Origin of the sequence: Gordonibacter sp. (genome assembly GCF_036667095.1) — a bacterium.
In the GTDB taxonomy this organism is placed as follows: Bacteria; Actinomycetota; Coriobacteriia; order Coriobacteriales; family Eggerthellaceae; genus Gordonibacter.
The window spans coordinates 1-15,237 of the sequence record NZ_JAVWUP010000044.1; the positions used below are offsets into that span (position 1 = coordinate 1).

Annotated in this window: 13 protein-coding genes and 1 pseudogene; 12 read left to right on the forward strand and 2 right to left on the reverse strand. The window is 59.6% G+C overall.

Translation table 11 applies throughout. The annotated features are described in order from the left end of the window. Nucleotides 1–174: 174 nt before the first annotated feature. Nucleotides 175–2,094 (forward strand): serine/threonine-protein kinase, encoded by a 1,920-nt coding sequence (locus RR842_RS06125; protein ID WP_332512999.1) that lies wholly within the window; start codon nt 175–177, stop codon nt 2,092–2,094. A 67-nt stretch (nt 2,095–2,161) separates the two neighbouring features. Here the strand turns inward: RR842_RS06125 and RR842_RS06130 are convergent, their stop codons facing one another. After that, nucleotides 2,162–3,034 (reverse strand): PfkB family carbohydrate kinase, encoded by an 873-nt coding sequence (locus tag RR842_RS06130; protein WP_332512998.1) that lies wholly within the window; start codon nt 3,032–3,034, stop codon nt 2,162–2,164. Between the two features lie 133 nt (nt 3,035–3,167). After that, nucleotides 3,168–3,362, reverse strand: a complete 195-nt coding sequence (locus tag RR842_RS06135) for a DUF6724 family protein (protein ID WP_332512997.1) — start codon at nt 3,360–3,362, stop codon at nt 3,168–3,170. A gap of 151 nt (nt 3,363–3,513) precedes the next feature. On the opposite strand from RR842_RS06135, the gene RR842_RS06140 reads away from it, so the two are divergent. The 11 genes and pseudogenes from RR842_RS06140 to RR842_RS06190 all read left to right on the forward strand — a co-directional run. Continuing rightward, nucleotides 3,514–6,345, forward strand: coding sequence for an ATP-binding protein (locus RR842_RS06140; RefSeq protein ID WP_332729258.1), 2,832 nt, complete (start codon nt 3,514–3,516; stop codon nt 6,343–6,345). Nucleotides 6,346–6,462: 117 nt separating this feature from the next. Further along, complete coding sequence (serS, locus tag RR842_RS06145) at nt 6,463–7,752, forward strand: serine--tRNA ligase (RefSeq protein WP_332518336.1); 1,290 nt, start codon at nt 6,463–6,465, stop codon at nt 7,750–7,752. 30 nt (nt 7,753–7,782) lie between these two features. After that, on the forward strand, nt 7,783–8,856 hold the full coding sequence (locus tag RR842_RS06150; protein WP_332512993.1) for a hypothetical protein: 1,074 nt from the start codon (nt 7,783–7,785) through the stop codon (nt 8,854–8,856). Then, entirely contained in the window at nt 8,856–9,260 is a 405-nt protein-coding gene (locus RR842_RS06155; RefSeq protein ID WP_332574615.1) for a hypothetical protein, read from the forward strand. Before RR842_RS06150 ends, RR842_RS06155 begins: the two co-directional genes overlap by 1 nt. 4 nt (nt 9,261–9,264) lie before the next feature. Then, entirely contained in the window at nt 9,265–10,530 is a 1,266-nt protein-coding gene (locus RR842_RS06160; RefSeq protein ID WP_332521433.1) for a PLP-dependent aminotransferase family protein, read from the forward strand. Between the two features lie 21 nt (nt 10,531–10,551). Beyond that, the gene (locus RR842_RS06165) at nt 10,552–11,535 is read left to right on the forward strand and encodes a D-alanine--D-alanine ligase (protein WP_332512988.1); all 984 of its coding nucleotides are present in this window, start codon (nt 10,552–10,554) and stop codon (nt 11,533–11,535) included. A 387-nt stretch (nt 11,536–11,922) separates the two neighbouring features. Continuing rightward, entirely contained in the window at nt 11,923–12,099 is a 177-nt protein-coding gene (locus RR842_RS06170) for a hypothetical protein (RefSeq protein ID WP_332729259.1), read from the forward strand. Nucleotides 12,100–12,237: 138 nt separating this feature from the next. Next, a complete protein-coding gene (locus RR842_RS06175) occupies nt 12,238–12,792 on the forward strand; it encodes a YtxH domain-containing protein (RefSeq protein WP_332512984.1) in 555 nt (184 codons plus the stop codon). 218 nt (nt 12,793–13,010) lie between these two features. Then, on the forward strand, nt 13,011–14,012 hold the full coding sequence (locus tag RR842_RS06180; protein WP_332722166.1) for a PRC-barrel domain-containing protein: 1,002 nt from the start codon (nt 13,011–13,013) through the stop codon (nt 14,010–14,012). A gap of 12 nt (nt 14,013–14,024) precedes the next feature. Further along, nucleotides 14,025–14,837 (forward strand): TVP38/TMEM64 family protein, encoded by an 813-nt coding sequence (locus RR842_RS06185; RefSeq protein WP_332553919.1) that lies wholly within the window; start codon nt 14,025–14,027, stop codon nt 14,835–14,837. Between the two features lie 147 nt (nt 14,838–14,984). Next, nucleotides 14,985–15,237: pseudogene (locus RR842_RS06190) on the forward strand (hypothetical protein); the annotation flags it as partial.

The following is a 15,237-nucleotide window of genomic DNA, read 5'->3' on the forward strand; positions in this document are numbered from 1 at the left end:
TTTTTCGCGAGAAGCAAAGGAGACAGCCGATTTCGACGATTTCGACGGCATCATGCTGTATTCGGGTGGGCAATGTGCAGCATCCGGTCGATGCGGTATTATAGTCCTTGCAGGCTGACCGCTGGGTTCCTGTCGCTTTCTGCAACCGAACCTCAACCGCAGCATGGAAGGCGTATGGCTAACGGCAATCTTATACTGGGCAGGTACCGTCCCATTGCGGAGGCGGGTGCCGGCGGCTTCGGCACTGTTCAGGTGGCGTGGGATACGCGCATCCAGCGCAAGGTAGCCATCAAATGCATCGAGCTTGACGAAGTGGATGCAGCGCGCGCTGCTTTGCCAGGCGCGAACGCCATGCCATCATACGATCAAGTGGACTGGGACGATGTGCCTCCTTGGGATGACCTTCCCGATCCTTCCGATATCCCTGAGTTCGAGAACCCCTTCCGCCCGGATGGCGATCTGCCTATCATACGCTCGCTTGCGCACATACCCGGCTTAGACGAAGCGCGTACCGCGGCCATGCTCACCGATTCCAACATCGTTACCGTGTACGATTTCGAGGTTCAGGGGCAGACTGCCTATCTGATCATGGAGTACATCGAAGGTATCACGTTGACGAAGCTGCTGCGCGACTACGCCGATTTCCTAACGCTGGATACGGTGGCGGCAGTATTCTCGTCGGTGGCACATGCGCTCGAGGTGGCTCACGAGAACCAGGTACTGCACCTGGATATCAAGCCGGACAATGTGCTGATAAACCGCCAAGGGCAAGTGAAAGTGACCGATTTTGGTCTGGCGACACTTGCCGACGCCTCGGGCTTCGGTGCGGCAGGTGGCGGCACTATCGGCTACATGCCGCTGGAGCAGATGCGTGGCGAGAACCTGGATGCGCGTTGCGACGAGTGGGCGCTGGCGTCGGTTACCTACGAGATGCTGGCTGGCCAAAACCCCTTTCTTGCGCCCGATTTGGATCGCGCCGAAACCGCCATCGAGGACGCGGAGTTGGTGCTGCCGTCGCTGTGCTGGGACGAGCTGAACCCGGCGGCCGACGATGTGGTGTTCTATGCGCTCGATCCCGATCGCTGTCAGCGCTACGACAACGTTGCCGATTTCTCCGAGGAGATGGAGAGGTTCCTGGGCGAGCCGAAGCGCGGCCATCGCGAGTTGGCCGTTATCGTGGGGGATGCCCAGGGCGACGACGAGGAAGAAACGGAGGACGAGCCGGTTCCGCGTGCGCCCCGCATTCCCCTGAGAGAGCGTTTCACGGTGCGCCAAGCCGCTCTTGCCTCTCGCGTCGTCAGCGCGGCGGGGTGCGCTTTGCTGGCATTCGTCGCTCTGTCCAATCTGCCGCAGATCGGTGGTTTTGCTGACGCAGGTGCACCGTTGTTTTGGGGTCTTTTCGCGCTGGTCACGCTTGCTGGCGCTCTGAAGCCCCATCTCGGGGCGCTGCTCGCCTACGTTGCCCTGGCTGCTGCCTTCATTGCGCAGGGAGCTCCGGCTGCGGGAATCGTGCTGCTCGCGGCAACGGCGGTATGGTGGTATTTCTTGGGACGTACGGGCAACGCGGAAGCGACCATTGCGCTCGCTGCCCCCCTCGCGGGTGCTGTCGGAGGAAACCAACTGGCGCCTCTGGCTGCAGGCTACTTCCTTACGCCCCTGAAGGCTCTAGGTGCGATGACGTTTTCGCTGCTTCTTGCCGTGCTCCTTGCTGCGCTCGGATCGGGCAATCTGCTCGGTTGGGATGCCTTGGCTTATGGGGGCTTTGCCGGTACCGATGTGCAGGCAACTATCGGCGTCTTGCTGATGCAACCTGCGACCTGGTGCATGGCTGCAAGCTGGCTGGCTGCTGCCGGTATGCTGGCCGTCTGCCGCCTGCGTGCGACGCGCTTTTTCGATTGGCTCGGCGTTGTCCTGTCATCGGTTTTCTTGGTCGTAGGGGTCTGCGCTACTGCCTGGTTTGCATCGGGCCAAGTCACGTGGGTGCCCTCGGTTGCTGCCATTGTTCCGACGGTTCTTGTCATTGCCGTGCTTCTTGCTGCCACTGCTCTGTGGCCTCCTGTTTTCTACGAAGACGAGGAACTGGAGGCCGAGTAGCTGGATACCGGGGGGACGCCCTAGGGATGCCGCGTGCCCCACAGTTGGGCGCGCCTTGCAGGTTGAACTAGGCAAGCAGCTCGCATACTTTGCCCAAAAGCGGCTCGAAGCTCACGCCACGGTCGCGGAACTCGGGCTGCTTGGCAGACACGATCATCGCATCGTGCACGAAATCACCGGCGAACGCTACTGCCTCTTGCAGCGAGCGTCCGGCCATGACGGCTGCCAACAAGCACGAGGCATACACGTCGCCCGTGCCATGCAGCATGTAGGGCAGGTATTCGTTCGACACCTCGATCACGTCGCAGTTTACGCCGCCTACGAAATTGCGGATGCATGTTTCGCCCTCGCGCTGGATGCCCTTCAGCACCACGTGCTTCGCACCCTTCGCCACCAAGGCGTCGATGATGCGTGCAGCCTCGGCATCGGAGAGGTCGGTACCCTGCCATTCTTCGCCCAAGATGATAGCCGCCTCCGTCAGGTTCGGCGTGAGAATATCGGCACCGCAGGCCAGCTCGGCCATGGCGTCGCACAACTCGGGCGTGTAGGTGGGGTACACCTTGCCGTGATCGGCCATAACCGGGTCTACCACGCGCAATGCGGAGGGATACAGGGCGTACAGGTCGCGGATGCGATCCACCTGCTCCGGCGCGCCTAGGAAGCCTGAGTACACCGCGTCAATCTCCACGCCGATCTTCTTCCATGCCGCCAGGTAGTCGCCGAGCATCTCGGTCGTGTCGTGCATGTACCAGCCGGGAAACGCGGTATGCGACGAGAACAGTCCCGTCGGCACCGGGCACACGTCGCAGCCGGCTGCGGACAGCACGGGGATGGCCACGCCCAGCGAACATTTACCATACCCGCACAGATCGTGTACGGCCGCTACGCGGGGGATATAAGCGCCTTCGCGCCGGTAGAGGTAAGGAGAGGATTCGCTCATCGATTGCCCTTTCTGGGAAGGAAGTTAAACGGTTGGTCGAACGGACAGAGCAAGGCGGAGATCGGCGGCAGGGTGAAGTGTTGCCGAACCGCAACTAAAAGATCGGCTTACAAAGAAACCAACAAAGACTTGTTTACTTATCGTTATCTTCGTCATCATCGAAGAACGACCAGTCGTCTTTGGTCTTTTCGTGATTGGCAAACTGCTTGCGTGTGCGCCGTTCCATGATGACGCATGCAATAAGGCTTACCACCAGGCCTATTCCTACTAAAACACCAACGCCTGCAAAGGTTTCGAACAAGAAATGGTATATGCTTCCGAAGTCCATGGCAGTCTTCTTATCCTATCTGCGCAGGCTTGCAAGCACCTGGCGCTTTCCGATTTTCGTTTCTCGGTAGAGTATACTATGCCCGTGCAAATTCAAGGTACTGTCGAGTCGAGATTCCTTCATATACGTTGAATGAAAGGGTCGTGTGGGCATGCACGTCGGAAAGCGGTTAAAAGATGGTAGACGTCTTGCTTTCTATCTTGTCGCCGTTTTTATTGTGCTAGCAGTGATCGGTGCGTCCTTTGGTCTTATGGGCTATATCGACCACAAGCTACGGCAAGGCGCTGAACAGCAGGTGGTTGCCTTCACCCAGCAAGCGGCAAGCAAGGTGGCCGACAGGATATCCAACGTCCAGAATGCCCTTCGGGCGTTCGAAGTGCAGACGGCCGATCCTGCAACCCTCGTGCCGTCGCTGAAAGGCCTGCGCGATCAATTCGGCTTTGCGGCGGCGGCCTTTGCTGGCATGGACGGGACCGGGTTGAACGCGGATGGCGCACCCTTTTCCGTTGCACACCTCGGTCATGAGGAGACAGCGCTCTCGCAAGGGAAGATGTCGTATTCCCCGACCATCGTTTTGAAAGACGGCCGAAGCGGACGCTTGGCGCAGCGCCCCCTTTTTATCGACGGCCAGCAAGCAGGCGCGCTGTACGTGCAGATACCCTTCGACTTGTTCGATATGGCCCAACAAGTCGACATGTCCGATGGACGCGGGTGCTTCCTGCTGTTCCAGAGCTCGTCTGGAGAGATTTTGGTGCCGTCGTCCGAATCAACGGAAACGTCCATCGTTGGCAATGCCACCTTGTACAGCTTCCTCCAAGACGCTTCGGAAGTAGACGCGGGGCCGGGCCAGAAGGGTGCTGTGAGCCCGTTGGCATTCGCAGGCGACGCGGGCACGGGCGGCATAAGCTTCTTAAAAGACACGGTTACCACTGGCCAGACGGGCTTTATTGTCAGCTCCGTGGATGGAAAGCCAAGCTATGTGTGCGTCGTCCCGGTCGACCGGGGTGGTTGGTACGTGTGCAACGTCATACCGGTGGAAAACGTACGCGCCGAATCCGCCATGGTGCTGACTGCGTTTCAAGTGGTGTTCGGTATCGTGGCCATATGCTTTGTTTCGGTTATCGCGCTTGTCTTCGCCACGTATCGCAGACGCATGCGCGAGAACAATCTGATATCTAAAACGCGCTTGTATAAAGCATTTTCCGAAAGCCTCGATTTGGCGGTGAATCTGTACTGTCCTTCCGATGTCACGGTTATGCCCATCGTGGCAAAAGCGGCCCGTATCATGGGTTACACGTTCCAGGAGGTCATGTCGGATTATGGGCTTGTTGAGAAATTGCATCTCTCGAAAGAGGGGGTCGTGCTGTTCGACCGTCTGCGTGCTGGCGAGGTATCCGAGCTTATCCAGGGGGAGTTTTTCGTTACCCATGCGAAGACGGGCGAGGAGCGCTGGGTCTCCTATTCCGCAAGCCCGCTGTTCTACGAGGGAAAGCAGCGCATCTTGGTGGTGTTCCGCGATGTGACCTCGGAAAAGGAACTCCAGCTTTCCATGAAGGACGCTATGATCGCCGCTGAGGTTGCGAACAAGGCGAAATCGGAGTTCCTCTCGCGTATGAGCCACGAGATACGCACGCCCATGAACGCTATCATCGGCATGCTGCAGATCGCGCTTTTGCACGTAGACGACCTGCAAAAGACCAGCGAAAGCTTGCGGAAGATTGGTGCATCCTCGAACCACCTGCTTAATCTCATCAACGATGTGTTGGATATCTCGAAGATCGAAAGCGGCAAGACCGTGCTTAACAGCGAGCCGTTTCGCCTAGGTAACTTGGTAGAGCATGCGATTGACTTCATTGCGCCCCAGTGCGAGCAGAAAAACCAGATTCTGGAGGTTGTGGTTCCGAGCCAAGACGAGGTGTTCGTAGCCGATGCCGTGCGCTTGCGGCAACTGCTCATCAACCTGCTGTCCAATGCGGTGAAGTACACGCCCGAGCAGGGCCGGGTGCGCTTGGAGGTTGCGCTGCGCGCCGACACGGTAGCCGCTTACCGCTGCATCACGTTCACGGTGTCCGATGATGGCATCGGCATGGCCGACGAGTTCAAAGAGCGCTTGTTCGAACCCTTTGTTATGGAGGGCCGGTCGAATGCGCAGGGTACCGGTTTGGGCATGCCCATCGTGAAGAACATCGTCACCATGATGGGCGGGAATATCCATGTGGATACGGCCTTGAACAAGGGCACCACGTTCGTTGTGGTTTTGAACCTGCGCGTTGCCTTCGATCCCGAACGCCGTGCGTTGGAGGAGTCTGAGCTTGCGGGCACCGCCTGGGATCGTTCGCTCGATGTGTCGGGCCGCTCTGTCGGACGTCCGTCTTCCGGCGCCACTGAAGTGGTCCCTGGCGGGCTGTACGGGGTAGCGAAACGGGTACCCGGCCCCCCGGCACCTTCGGAACCGGAGCAAGCTCGCCAAGCGACCTCTGCGGTAGTGCCGGTTCTTGAAGGTTTGCGCGTGCTGCTGGGCGAGGACAACGACCTGAACGCCGAGATAGCCTGCGAACTGCTCCAAGAGGCAGGGCTTGTGGTGGACTGGGCGGAAAACGGCCAGGTTGCCCTCCAAAAGTTCGATGACTCGCCCTGTGGTTTCTACGACGTGGTGCTTATGGACGTGCAGATGCCCCTTATGGACGGCTACGAAGCGACGCGGCGCATTCGTGCGCTCGATCGCGATGATGCGAAAAGTGTTCCCATTATCGCCATGTCGGCCAATGCGTTTGCCGAAGACGTGCACGCATCGCTTGAGAGCGGTATGAACGCCCACCTGTCCAAGCCTATCGACATACGGCGGGTGCTCGAGGCCATTGCCACTCATACGCGCCGAAGCCGTGATGGTGCGGGCTGCAAAAGCGGCTGCTGTGCCGCAGGGATTGCTTGCGACACGGAGAAGTCTGAAGTGGGCGAGTCACCTTTCGACGCCAAAGGATAGCGCATTTGAGGTGCGCTGCAACCGAACCCATGCCGTCGCCGTGAAGGAATCGCGAGGCCCGGTGCGCGTGCGCTATACTGGCAGCAACACGAACTACGAGCAAAAAGGAGCGCCATCATGCTAGACCTCCGTTTCGTCCGCGAAAACCAGGAAGCTGTTGCCGAGGCCATGAAGAGCCGCCACGCCTCGTGGGATGCTGCACGCTTCTCCCAGCTGGACGAGGCCCGCCGCGCTGCTATCGCGCAGGAGGAGGCCTTGCAGGCCGAGCGCAACACCGCGTCGAAGTCGATCGGCGCCATGATGTCGGCTGGCAAGAAAGACGAAGCCGAAGAAGCCAAGGAGCGCGTGCGCGCCATCAACGAGGAAATCGCCGCTATCGGCGCCGAGCGCGAGATGGCCGACAACGCTTTGCGCGACATCCTGCTGAATACGCCCAACATGCCCGCCGACACGACGCCGGTGGGCGATACCGAAGACGACAATCCGGAGGTTCGTCGCTGGGGCACGCCCCGCGACTTTGCCGCCGAGGGCTTTGCGATGAAGCCGCACTGGGACTTGGGCCCGGAGCTGGGAATCATTGACTTCGAGCGCGCGGTGAAGCTGGCTGCCAGCCGCTTTATCCTGCTAGGGGGCCTGGGCGCCCGTTTGGAGCGCGCCCTGATCAACTTCATGGCCGACACTCACGGCTCGCGCGGCTACAAGGAGTGGTGGTGCCCGGCCATGGCAAACGCCGAGACGCTTACCGGCACGGGCCAGTTGCCGAAGTTCGAGGAGGACCTGTTCCACACCACTGAAGGCCTGTACCTCATCCCTACGGCCGAGGTACAGCTTACGAACATCCACGCCGGCGAGGTGCTCGAGGCCGATCAGCTGCCGCTCAAATACTGCGCGTTCACCCCGTGCTTCCGCGAGGAAGCCGGCAGCGCGGGCCGCGACACGCGTGGCCTTATCCGCGTGCACCAGTTCGACAAGGTGGAGATGGTGAAGTTCGCCAAGCCGGAGGAAAGCTACGACGACCTTGAGCTCATGGTGGCCGATGCGGAGAACATCCTGCAACTGCTGGGCCTGCCGTACCGCGTGATCAGCCTGTGCACGGGCGATATCGGATTTTCGGCCGCTAAAACCTACGACCTCGAAGTGTGGCTGCCGTCGTACAACGGCTACAAGGAAATCTCGTCGTGCTCGAATTGCGGGGACTTCCAGGCGCGTCGCGCGAACATCAAGTATCGCGACCCCGCCAACTTCAAGGGATCGCGCTTTGCGCATACGTTGAACGGCTCGGGTTTGGCCGTGGGCCGTACGATGGCCGCCGTCATCGAGAACTACCAGCAGGCCGACGGCACCATCAAGGTACCCGAAGTTCTGGTTCCCTACTTGGGCGGCATCGAAGTCATTACGCCGGAATAGGCACGGGACGAGCAGGAACGCAGGGCGTACGTGGCAACGAAGCGCAACCCGAAACAAGAAGCGAAGGCAGCCGCTGAAAAGGCGTTGGCTGCTGCTGCCAAAAAACAGGCGGCGGTGGATGCTAAAGCTGCCGCTCTTGAAAAGAAGGCTGCTGCTGCGAAGAGAAAGACTGCGGCCGCGAAAGAAAAAGCGGTTTGCGAGTCGAAGACGGCAGCGGATGTCGCTCCGCCTTCGGCGAAGGAGCCGGCTGCCGCACAAACCCAAGCAGCTTACAGCGCAAAATACTCCTCGAACGCAAGGGCGGTCTCAGGGGCAAACCCTTCTGCTGCGCCACGCACGTCGAGGAAGAAGCGCGCCGCCGCAACGCCCTCGGCAAGCGAGCAAGCTCCCGAGGAGGCGGGCTCCCGGTCAGCAAAGCGCCGCCGCTGGCCGCTCTGGACGGCTGCGGTTGTTGTCGCGGTGCTGTTGCTTGCCGCCGCCGGGCTCTCGTGGGATCGCTGGTTGCGTTACGACGATGCGGCCGACTTTCAGGGAGCATGGTACCTTGCCGATTCTGCGAAGGCGATCGCTATTGACGACGCGGCCATCAAGCTGACCGATGACGTGGCGTTTTCATACCAGATCGATCCCCTTGCCAAGACCATCTCGTTCACGTTTGGCAACAAGGCGAACACCGGACGCTATCGCTTTTCGGCCGACCGCAAGCAGCTGATCGTCGTCGAGGGCAGCTCGTACACCACCTTGTCCACGCTTTTCGACGATATAGCCTTGGCTTGGGAAAACCTCACGCGTGGGGTGCGGGGCGAGCAGCCCGTCCAACCCGAGGCTGGCAACGGCACTACGGTGTTCCAGCGCGAGAAGACCGCCTCGCATGCACCTGTAGGAATTGAGGCACCTGCCGTGAAGGCTCCTGCTAGCGAGGCGCCTGCGGCAAGCGAGCCTGCGGTGACGCCTTCGACCGACGCGGGCAAGAGCAAGGATGCTCCGGCGGGTTCCACGGCCGACGAGCAGAAGAGCGCTGCTGAACCGGGAAAAGCCGACGAGCAGAAAACCGGGTCGTCCACGCTGCCTGGAACGATGTTCGACGGCGTTGCGGACCAATAGTGGTCGCCCTCGCTATCGAGCGCCTCACGGTGATGGACGACCGTATCTCGTGCGTGGTGGCCCTTGCGCCCGGCACGCCGCATTTCACCACGCCCGATCTGGCGGCACGCGTGGTGGCATCATTTCCCGATCTGCCGCGGCATGCGTGCGTGAACGAGGTGGGCGATACGTTCGGGGCCGTCATGAACCGCACGTCGCTGCCTCATCTTTTGGAGCATCTTGTCATCGACCTGCAGACGCGCGTCGCTCCGGTCGACTCTGCTGCCACGTTCGTCGGCACGACGGTATGGACGGACGAGACGGCGGGCCGCGCCCGCATCGAAGTGAACTTCACCGACGATTTGGTCGCTTTGCGGGCTTTTCGCGATGCCGCCCACTTTCTAAGCGGCGCGGTGGTACTCTAACGCAATGACTTCAGCTCACCTTACATTCGACCAGACGGGCGATAAAATCGCTGAACGCGTCGTCAAGATGCGATCGTCGGCTGTGCGCGATCTCTTCGCTGCGGCATCCCGTCCGGACATCATCTCGCTTTCAGGCGGCATGCCCGATGTGTCGCTGCTACCCCAGTCTGCCATTCGCACCGCTACGCGCGCCGCATGCGACGACGAGCGGGCCGTGGCGCTGCAATACGGCCCCACCGACGGCCGGGTGCAGACCAAGCAAGTGTTCTGCGATCTCATGCGCGATATCGGCGTGCGAGCCAAGCCCGAAAACGTCATGATCACCACCGGTGCCCAAGAAGCGCTCGACCTCATTGCCAAGACGTTCATCAATCCTGGTGACATTATCTTGGCCGAAGGTCCCACGTACCTGGGCGCATTGCAGGCGTTTTCCGCCTACGAGCCCGATGTGCGCTGTATTCCTTTTGATAGCGAGGGTATGCGCATGGACTTGCTGGAGGAAGAACTCCAGCGCATCGGCAAGGGAAATCCGCGCCTGAAATTCCTCTATACCATTCCGAACTTCCAGAACCCCGGCGGCGTGACCATGGCGCCTGCCCGGCGCAAGCGTTTGCTGGAGCTGGCGCAAGAGTACGACTTTATGGTGGTGGAGGACGATCCGTACGGACGTTTGCGCTATGAGGGCGGCCATGTGCTGCCGTTGAGGGCGTTGTCCGACGACGTTATCTATCTGGGCACGGTATCCAAGGTGTTCGCACCGGGCCTGCGCACAGGTTGGATCGTGGCACCGAAGAGCGTGCTGGCGAAGATCAACCTGGTGAAGCAAGGAACCGATTTGTGCGGCAGCGCATTCAACCAGGTGGTTGTCGAACACTACTTCACCGACACCCCGTGGCAGGAGACGCTGCAGAAGTTCGTGGAAACGTACCGTACGCGTCGCGATGCCCTGTTGGCCGCGCTTGAGGAGTATTTTCCGGCCGAGGCAACCTGGACGCATCCCGAAGGCGGTTTCTTCGTATGGGTGACGCTGCCTTCGTATGTCGATACCGGCTCAATGTTGGCCAAGGCTTTGGAGCATGGGGTAACCTACACGCCGGGCGACGGTTTCTATCCGGGTGCCTGCGCAGGTCAGAATAGCATGCGCATCGCGTTTTGCTTTGAGAGCCCTGAAAACCTCGCCGAGGCCGTGAGGCGCCTCGCCGGTGTTATCGAGGGTCGTCTGGAGCTCTATCGCGCCTTCCTCGACGCAGGGGCCATCAAACCCGAGTAATACCCAAGAAGGAGCAGGATTATGAAGGTTGCAGTGTTGATGGGCGGCGCTTCGTTCGAGCGCGAGTTCTCCTTGGCTAGTGGCAAGAACGTGTGCGCGGCGCTCGAAGAGGCCGGCCACAAAGTCGTGCCGCTGGATACTACGTCCGATCTGGTTCCCACGCTGCGCAGCGAGCGCCCCGACGTGTGTTACAGCGCCCTGCATGGCAAACACGGTGAGGACGGTACCATCCAAAGCCTTTTGGAGTTCGTGGGCATTCCGTTTGTCGGCTCGCCCGCAAGCGTGTGTCAGCGTACCTGGAACAAGGATTCGCTTCATTCCGAAATGGCAACCTACCGCGCCATGACCGGGGACGCTCCTATTGCGTCGTGGCCCCAGGGCCTCTACATCGCGCGCGACGCCTTCAAGGATATGGGGGCTGCCACGGCACTCGATCTGGTAGAGAAGCGCGTTGTTGGCGGCTATCCAGTGGCGGTGAAGCCTGCGCACGGCGGTTCGGCCATGGGTGTGCACCGTGTCGATTCTATCGATCAGATGGGTGAAGCTATTCTGGATGCACTGTCGTTCGATGAGGCGGTTGTTATCGAGCAATGGGTCGAAGGCGTCGAGATGGCGGTGTCCATCTTGGGCACCGGATGGGATGCCTATGCGCTACCGCCGGTGGAGATCGTCCCGAAGAGCGGCTTCTTCGGCACCGAGGCCCGCATGGAGCCGGGCGCGGTCGAGTACCTTGCTCCCGTGCGCCCTGCTTCCCTGTCCGAGGACGAAGGTGACGCGCAGGCGATCCGTGCCGAGATCGAGCGTGCGGCGCTTGAGGTGTACCGCGCCTACAACGTGCGCGACCTCGCTCGCGTCGATCTTATTTGGGACGGCGCACAGGCCCGCGTGTTTGAGGTGAACGTATCGCCTGGCATGTCCGAACGCTCGCTGTTCGTCGCTGCTTGCGAGGCTTCCGGACTGTCGCTTTCCGGTGTGTTGGACGAGCTGGTCAAGCAGTACGCGTAAAAACTGCAGTACTGTTTGATTTGCAAGGCACCTGCTCAAAGCAGGTGCCTTGTTTCATTTCTGAGGCTTGCGATATCCTTCAATCTTCGAGTCCGCTCCGAAAAGCTCCGAAACGATCATGCTGCAATGACCTCCAGGAGAAACGGTTGTTGTCACGCTCGATGGGGGCATCGCGCGTGTGATATCGCAGAGTTGCTGCAAAAGAAGTCCGGTGCTTTGACGGGCGAGGCGTCTCATACGGAGAAGGAGTTTTATGGGCAGGCCGGGAGGCGGTCAGCGTTTTGGAGGAAGCTCCCGCGGTTCTTCCGGCGGAGGCCGTTCGTCGGGAGGGTTCTCCGGGGGAGGCCGTTCGTCCGACTGTTCTCTGACGAAGGACACTTCCTTCTGGTGTTCTGCGACGATGGGAGCGGTTCGTGCAACTGCGGTTATGCGCTGAGGTCCCAAGCTTCTTTCGTGCTGGACGCTGAAGCGTTGGGGGTGCTTGCCGACAATATCGAGCGTTATTACGACAACCAGGCGGTTGACGAGGAGCTCGCTAAAATGAAGGCGGAGATGGGTTTGTAGCTTAGAGGCTTGCGCCAGATGGCGGGCGCTCTCTAACGGTTCGGTAACCTAATAATAGAGCACTCGTGTTTTCCGCATTCGTATGAGGCTGCTGCACCTATAATGGTGTGATCGATAAACGTCCCTTAGGAGGCAGTTATGGGCAACAAATTCGGCGCTTTTCTCACTGGCGGATTGGTCGGTGCTATTATCGCTCTGCTGTATGCACCTCGTTCAGGCCAGGAAACGCGCGCCCTGGTCACCGACAAGGTGAACACGGCATGGGGCGAGGCTCAGAACCTGGGTGCCCAGGCATCAGCCAACGCGCAGCAGATGTACCAGGAGGCAACGGCTAAGGGCCAGGAAGTCGTAAGCGACCTGTCTGCCAAGGGCCATCAGATGTACGACACCGCTAGCGCACGGGTACAGGAGGCTGCCGACAACATCAAGCCGGTGTTTTCCGAGAAGAACGACGACCTGCGTGAGAAGATCGAAGCTGCCCGTCAGCGTATCGCTTCGCAGGTAGCCAAGAATGCCGAGCAGGCGCACGATGCGGTAAGCGATAAGATTCCCGTGGCGGTCGAAGCTGCCCAGGATGCTGCCGACACGGTGAAGGATGCTGCTCAGGATGCTACCGATGCTGCACGGGATGTCATGCAGGATGCTGCCGATGCTCTTCGCAATGCAAAAAATCCGGCCGACAAGGGCGAATAGCCCTCTGTCAACACCTTTGCAGGACGGTTTCATCAGTTTTCCTGTGGGGTAATGCAAACCAGTTCGTAGTATACGAGGGCGGTAGGCGTGCGACCGGACGGAATGGACCGCCTGGTCGGTGCCCGCCGCCTCTTTTGATCTTCGGCGCGTGATCTATCGGCAGGTTCAGCGAAACGAGAGCGCTGTCCGGCAGAGCGTCGCACTCATGTGGGGGAAATATGGCCAAGCATCTGATTACAACCAATGAACTTACCGGCGTGCGCGTTGTCGGCGGCAAGAAGGGCACACGACGCATTGGCAAAGTGCGCCGTTTTGTCTTTCATCCAAAGGAAAAGCGCGTGATGGGCTTCATGGTGAAGCGTCCTGACCTGCTGTGGATGTTCCGTCGCAAGGATATGTTCGTAGCCGTGGACGGCTACGACGTCGTGGACGGGCGCCTTGTGGTAAAACTGGAGCCGGCAGCCACCGACTATCGCGCCACCTGCAAGGCGCTCGGGGTGAAATGGGACGATTGCGTGCTTTGGGTCGGGCTCCCCGTCATGACCGAAGACGGTGATAACCTGGGCTTTGTCGGCACCGTTATGTTCGACGACCGCACGGGCTCCGTCGAATCCCTCACTACGGACAGCGGTGCTACGGCCAATGCCCTACTGGGCAAGCGCGAGATTCCCGCCGACCTGGTGAAGGGCTTTCGGCGAGGCATGGGTGCGGCCCTTGCGCAAACGGGAGCCGAGGGCGTGGCGACCGACGAGGTGGTGCTGGGCGCCATCATGGTAGCCAACGAAGCTCGGGACCTTGCTACCGAAGGCGGTCTGGCCGAGAAGGCCGGTGAGGCTACTGCGGTGGTGGCCGATAAGGCGCAAACGGCTATCGACAAGGCAAAGCCGGTCGTAAGCAATGCCGCCAAGGTAACGGGCGAGGTAGTGAACAAGGGAGCCTATGCCACCGGCAAGCAAATTGCCGCTACCAAGGGCATGTTCTCCGGGTTCAAAGAAGAGTACAGCAAAGCAAGCGGTAAGAAGTCGCCTGCACCCGAGGCTATCGAGAAATCCGACGAGGCTTTAGCTGCCATGCCTGCCAAGAAAGCTCCTGCCAAGAAAACTGCACCTGCGCAGAAAACCGCCACAGCCAAAAAATCACCTGCGGAAAAGCCTGTATCGCAAAAGAACATGTTCTCGGCCTTTAAGGAAGAATATGACAAAGCCCGTAACGACGACTAGCCTGAGGTGCCCATGACGCACAAGCGCACACCCCCGAGCAAACACGAGTCTGTCAAAGAGGAATTGCACGAGATCCGAGAGGGACTGCACGAAAAAGCGCATCAAGAGACTACGGTGCGCGGCCATAAGATGGAAAAAGCCGATATCTTCAAGTTTGCTGGATTGCTGGCATTTTTTGCCCTCTTGGTTCTCACGTGCGTGCTTATCTGGCCGTTTTTGTCGGATATATTCGAGCCGGGCGGTATCGAGCGGATCATCGCGCAAGTGCGCAGCGCGGGTGTAGTCGGATTCCTCATCCTGCTGGGCATGCAGTTCTTGCAGATCGTAGTGGCGTTTATTCCCGGCGAAGTCGTGCAGGTGGCCGCTGGCGTGCTGTACGGGCCGTGGCTCGGCGCGCTTATCATCCTCGTTGGCTGCATTATCTCCAGCGCGTTCATTTTCATGTTGGTTCACAAGTTGGGTGCCCCCTTTGTCCAAAGCGTCGTGCCCACCAAGTACCTGGACAAATTTCGCGCGTTCGAGAAGTCAGGCAGGTTGAACATCGTGGTGTTCATCCTGTTCCTTATCCCGGGATTGCCAAAAGACGTGTTTACGTATCTGGTGCCGCTTACGGATATCAAAATGAGCACGTTTTTGCTGTTGTCCAATATCGGACGCATCCCCGGCATACTCATGTCCACGTATGCCGCCGACAAGTTCATCGAGGGGAACTATACGGAGAGCATAGTGATGTTCTTGGTGGTGGGCGGCATAGGTCTTCTGGGTATTATCTTCCAAAAGCGCATCATGTCGTTCTTGGAGAAGCATACCCACCGCAGCAAGTAGAAACGATCTGTTTCGGAACTTTCGGTAACGAAAATCTGATGGGCTCCTTAAGGAGATAAACGACACGATGACGGTTCGCGCACGTTCTTGCGCGCCCGGATTACCATGTGGCTAGTAACCAGAAATGCATGCGAAGAAAGGCACGTCATGAATGCCAACGAACAGAATAACCGCGCATCTGACGAGGTTGTCAGCGCCGAAGCCGAGTTGCTTGCGGCGCAGGAGGCGCTTGAAGCGGCACGCGCCCGCCTCGCTGAACTGAAATCCGGGCAGTCGCCTGTCGATTCCGAATCCGCTGTATCCGAGCCGCTGCCCGATTGGGTGCCTTATTCCACGGCACCGAGTGCTGCTTCGAGCCAGGCCGAGCCTGTTGCAGCGCCGCAGCCTGTTGCAGCGCCGC

Bases quoted from the DNA above. Each gene is read 5' to 3' on its own strand.
- RR842_RS06160 (WP_332521433.1), top strand. From the start codon at position 9,265: ATGACTTCAGCTCACCTTACATTCGACCAGACGGGCGATAAAATCGCT.
- RR842_RS06125 (WP_332512999.1), top strand. From the start codon at position 175: ATGGCTAACGGCAATCTTATACTGGGCAGGTACCGTCCCATTGCGGAG.
- RR842_RS06130 (WP_332512998.1), bottom strand. From the start codon at position 3,034: ATGAGCGAATCCTCTCCTTACCTCTACCGGCGCGAAGGCGCTTATATC.
- RR842_RS06180 (WP_332722166.1), top strand. From the start codon at position 13,011: ATGGCCAAGCATCTGATTACAACCAATGAACTTACCGGCGTGCGCGTT.
- RR842_RS06185 (WP_332553919.1), top strand. From the start codon at position 14,025: ATGACGCACAAGCGCACACCCCCGAGCAAACACGAGTCTGTCAAAGAG.
- serS (WP_332518336.1), top strand. From the start codon at position 6,463: ATGCTAGACCTCCGTTTCGTCCGCGAAAACCAGGAAGCTGTTGCCGAG.
- RR842_RS06135 (WP_332512997.1), bottom strand. From the start codon at position 3,362: ATGGACTTCGGAAGCATATACCATTTCTTGTTCGAAACCTTTGCAGGC.
- RR842_RS06165 (WP_332512988.1), top strand. From the start codon at position 10,552: ATGAAGGTTGCAGTGTTGATGGGCGGCGCTTCGTTCGAGCGCGAGTTC.
- RR842_RS06175 (WP_332512984.1), top strand. From the start codon at position 12,238: ATGGGCAACAAATTCGGCGCTTTTCTCACTGGCGGATTGGTCGGTGCT.
- RR842_RS06140 (WP_332729258.1), top strand. From the start codon at position 3,514: ATGCACGTCGGAAAGCGGTTAAAAGATGGTAGACGTCTTGCTTTCTAT.